Here is a 4,216-nt window from a genome sequence, read left to right as displayed (position 1 = left end):
CCACCCACTGCGAACCCTGACCAGGGAACATCACCGCAACCCGACCACCACCACGCACCACACCCGAGCCGCCGTCGCCCCGGGCCAGCTCTGCCAGGCCGGTGAGCAGCGTCTCGCGGTCGTCCCCGACCACGACCGCGCGGTGGTCGAGGGCGGCCCGGCTCGTCGCCAGGGTCCAGCCCACGTCGGCGAGGCTCAGGCCCGGGTCGGCGGTCAGGTGCCGGTGCAGGCGCTCGGCCTGGGCGCGTACGCCCGGCTCCGACCGCGCGGACAGCGCCAGGGGCACGGTCACCGCGTCGCGCGGGTCCTCGTCGTCGTTGCGGGCGGGCTCGACCGCCGTCTCGGCGGCTTGCTCCAGGATGACGTGGGCGTTGGTGCCGCTGATCCCGAAGGAGGACACCGCGGACCTGCGCGGCCGGCCCGTCTCCGGCCACGGCCGGTTCTCCGTCAGCAGCGACACCGACCCCGTCGACCAGTCGACGTGCGGCGACGGCTCGTCCACGTGCAGCGTGCGGGGCAACTCCCCGTGCCGCATCGCCATCACCATCTTGATCACACCGGCCACACCCGCCGCAGCCTGCGTATGCCCGATGTTCGACTTGATCGACCCCAGCCACAACGGCCGGTCGTCGGTACGTTCCTGGCCGTAGGTCGCGAGCAGCGACTGCGCCTCGATCGGGTCACCCAGCGTCGTCCCCGTACCGTGCGCCTCCACCACATCGACGTCGGCGGACGTCAGCCGCGAGTTCGCGAGCGCCTGCCGGATGACGCGCTGCTGCGACGGGCCGTTCGGCGCCGTCAGGCCATTACTGGCACCGTCCTGGTTGACCGCGCTGCCACGCAGCACCGCGAGCACCGGATGCCCGTTGCGCCGGGCATCCGACAACCGCTCCAGCAGCAGCAGGCCCACGCCCTCGCCCCAGCCGGTGCCGTCCGCACCCGAGCCGAACGACTTGCACCGCCCGTCCGCCGCCAGTCCGCGCTGCCGGCTGAACTCCACGAACACCTTCGGGCTGGACATGACCGTGGCGCCGCCGGCCAGTGCCAGCGAGCATTCACCGGATCGCAGCGCCTGCGCGGCCAGATGCATCGTGACCAGCGACGAAGAACACGCCGTGTCCACCGTCACCGCGGGACCTTCGAGACCGAAGGTGTACGACACGCGGCCCGACACCACGCTGCTCGCGTTGCCGGTGCCTAGGTGGCCTTCGAAGCCGTCCGGGGCCTGGTGCAGGAGGGAGACGTAGTCGTTGTACATGACGCCGGCGAACACGCCGGTCGGGGTACCGCGCAGCGACAGCGGATCGATGCCGGCCCGTTCGAAGACCTCCCACGTGGACTCCAGCAGCAGCCGCTGCTGCGGATCCATCGCCAGCGCCTCGCGCGGCGAGATCCCGAACACGGCGGGGTCGAAGTCGCCCGCGTCATGGACGAATCCTCCTTCGCGCGCGTACGTCTTGCCGACGCGGTCCGGGTCCGGGTCGTACAGCCCCTCGACGTCCCAGCCGCGGCCAGTGGGAAAGTCGCTGATCGCGTCGACGCCGTCGGCGACAAGCCGCCACAGGGCTTCCGGCGTGTCCACGCCTCCTGGGTAGCGGCAGCTCATCGCGACGATCGCGATGGGCTCGTCCGCCGCCCCGGCCGAAACGACCTGGCCGACCGGGGCGTCGGTGGCCACGCCCGCCAGTTCCCTGCGGATGTGTTCGGCGAGGACGTCGGGGTTGGGGTAGTCGAAGATCAGCGTCGCGGGCAGGCGGAGCCCGGTGGCCGCGTTGAGCCGGTTGCGCAGCTCGACGGCCGTCAGGGAGTCGAACCCGATGTCCTTGAACGCCTGCGCGCTGTCCAGCGACTCCGGCGACGCGTGGCCCAGCACGGAGCCCGCCTGGGCCCGGACCAGATCGGTCAGCAGCCGGCGCTGCTCCGGCTCCGACAAGCCGGCCAGGCGCCGCACCAGCTCGGAGCTGTCCGCGGCTGCACTCGCGACCCGCCGCGACGGAACCCGGACCATCCCGCGCAGCATCGGCGGCACCCCGCCGGAAGCCGCCTGCGCGCGCAAGCGCGACAGCTCCAGGCGCACGGCAACGGCCAGCGCCTCGTCACCGCGGACCGCCGCGTCGAACAGCGACAGCCCCTGCTCGGTCGAGAGACCGGCGAAGCCGGAGCGTCCCATACGGGCGATGTCCTGCTGGTCGAGGCGCCCGGTCATCCCGCCGGCCTGGGCCCACAGGCCCCACGCGATCGACGTGCCGGCCAGTCCCTGCGCCCGCCGGTGGGCGGCGAGGCCGTCCAGGAAGGCGTTCGCCGCGGCGTAGTTGCCCTGACCCGGCGCACCGAGGACACCCGCAGCCGAGGAGAACAGCACGAAAGCCGACAGATCCATGTCCCGCGTCAGCTCGTGCAGGTTGACCGCCGCGTCCACCTTCGGCCGCAGCACCTGGTGCACGTCCTGCTCCGTGAGCGATCCGATGACGCCGTCCGCCAGGACACCGGCCGTGTGCACCACCGCGGTCAGCGGATGCTCGGCGGGAATCTCCACCAGCAGCGAGGCCAGCTCCTCACGGTCGGCGACATCACACGCCACGACACTCGCCTGCGCGCCCAGGCCCGCCAGTTCCTCGACCAGCTCCGCCGCGCCCGGCGCCTCCATGCCGCGCCGGCTCATCAGCACCAGATGCCGCACGCCGTGGTCCTGTGCCAGATGCCGCGCCACGGCCGAGCCCAGCGCGCCGGTCCCGCCGGTCACCAGCACCGACCCGGCGGGGTTCCAGACGGGCGCCGACTCGGCGTCAGGTCGGGCGCCGGCACGGGCCAGCCGCGGGGTCAGCAGCCGCCCCGCACGGACGGCGATCTGCGGCTCGCCGCAGCCAAGGGCCACGGGCAATGCCTGGAGCGAGTCGTCGTGGCCGTCCACGTCGATCAGCACGAACCGGTCGGGGTTCTCGGACTGCGCGGAGCGCACCAGCCCCCACACCGCGGCCAGTGCCGGGTCGGCGACGTCCTCCTCGGTGTCCGTGGCGGTGGCGCCGCGCGTCAGGAACACCATGCGCGACGAGGCCCACCGCTCGTCGGCCAGCCATGCCTGCGCGGCCTCCAGGGTGCTAGACACGGCCCGCCGCGCCGCCTCGGCCACGCCGTCGGCGGCCGGGTCCGCGAGGCAGGGCAGGACAACGGCCCCGGGGGCCGGCATGCCGCCGTCGATCGCCTCCGCAAGTGCCTGAAGGTCGGGGTAGGTGCCGGCGGTGAGGCCCGTGGCCGCCACGGCCGCCAGCAGCGCGGCGGGCTCGGTGGACTCGGTGGACTCGGGGGCCAGCAGCACGCAGCCGCCGTCCGCGCCGGTGCTCGACGCGAGCGGTGCCGTCCACTCCACGTGCAGCAGCGAGTCCGAGACCCCGCTGCGCATACGCTCCAGTTGTTCGCTTGCGACGGGCCGCATCACCAGCGAGTCCACCTGTGCCACCGGCGCGCCCGAGGCATCGGCGATCACCAGCGCGATCGCGTCGGGCCCCGTGGGTACCAGGCGGACCCGGACAAGGGTGGCCTGGGCCGCGTAGACGGACACACCGGTCCACGCGAACGGCAGGTGGACCTGGTCGGCGCTGAAGAGACCGGCGAGCCCCACTGGGTGGGTGGCCGCGTCCAGCAGCGCCGGGTGGATGCCGAACCGGGCGGCATCTTCCCGCTGCGGCTCGGGCAGGGCGATCTCGGCGAAGATCTCGTCCCCGCGTCGCCACGCGGCTTGGAGGCCCTGGAACGCGGGGCCGAAGCCGTAGCCCGCCTCGGCTGACCGCTCGTAGTGGCCCTCGACGTCGATCGGGGTGGCGTCCGGGGGCGGCCAGGCGGCCAGATCCGTCACGGGCGGGGTCTCCGGTGCGCCGGCCGTCAGGCTGCCGCTGGCGTGCCGCGTCCACTCCGTGGCCGTGTCGTCGGCGTCACCGCGGGAGTGGACGCTGAACGTACGCCGCCCGCTGCCGTCCTCCGGAGCCACCCGGACCTGCATCGCCAGGCCACCGCGCTCGGGCAGGATCAGCGGCGCTTCCAGCGTCAGTTCCTCGACGTGGTCGCAAGCGACCTCGTCCCCTGCGCGTATCGCCAGCTCCACGAAAGCGGTGCCCGGCATCAGGACAGTGCCACCCACAACGTGGTCGGCAAGCCACGGCTGCGACTGGACCGACACCCGCCCGGTCAGCACCACACCGCCGTCAGCCACCTCGACAGC

1 protein-coding gene is annotated in these 4,216 nt (G+C 73.3%); it reads right to left on the bottom strand.

Annotation, left to right across the window (positions count from 1 at the left end; genetic code table 11):
• On the bottom strand, positions 1-4,216 hold a 4,216-nt coding region (locus IEY79_RS37005; protein WP_189112043.1), incomplete at both ends, for a type I polyketide synthase.

The sequence above is a fragment of the Streptomyces camponoticapitis genome (genome assembly GCF_014646115.1).
Taxonomy (GTDB): Bacteria; Actinomycetota; Actinomycetes; order Streptomycetales; family Streptomycetaceae; genus Streptomyces; species Streptomyces camponoticapitis.
Note: the sequence above shows the minus strand (reverse complement) of the source record. Positions and strands in the feature narration are given on the sequence as shown.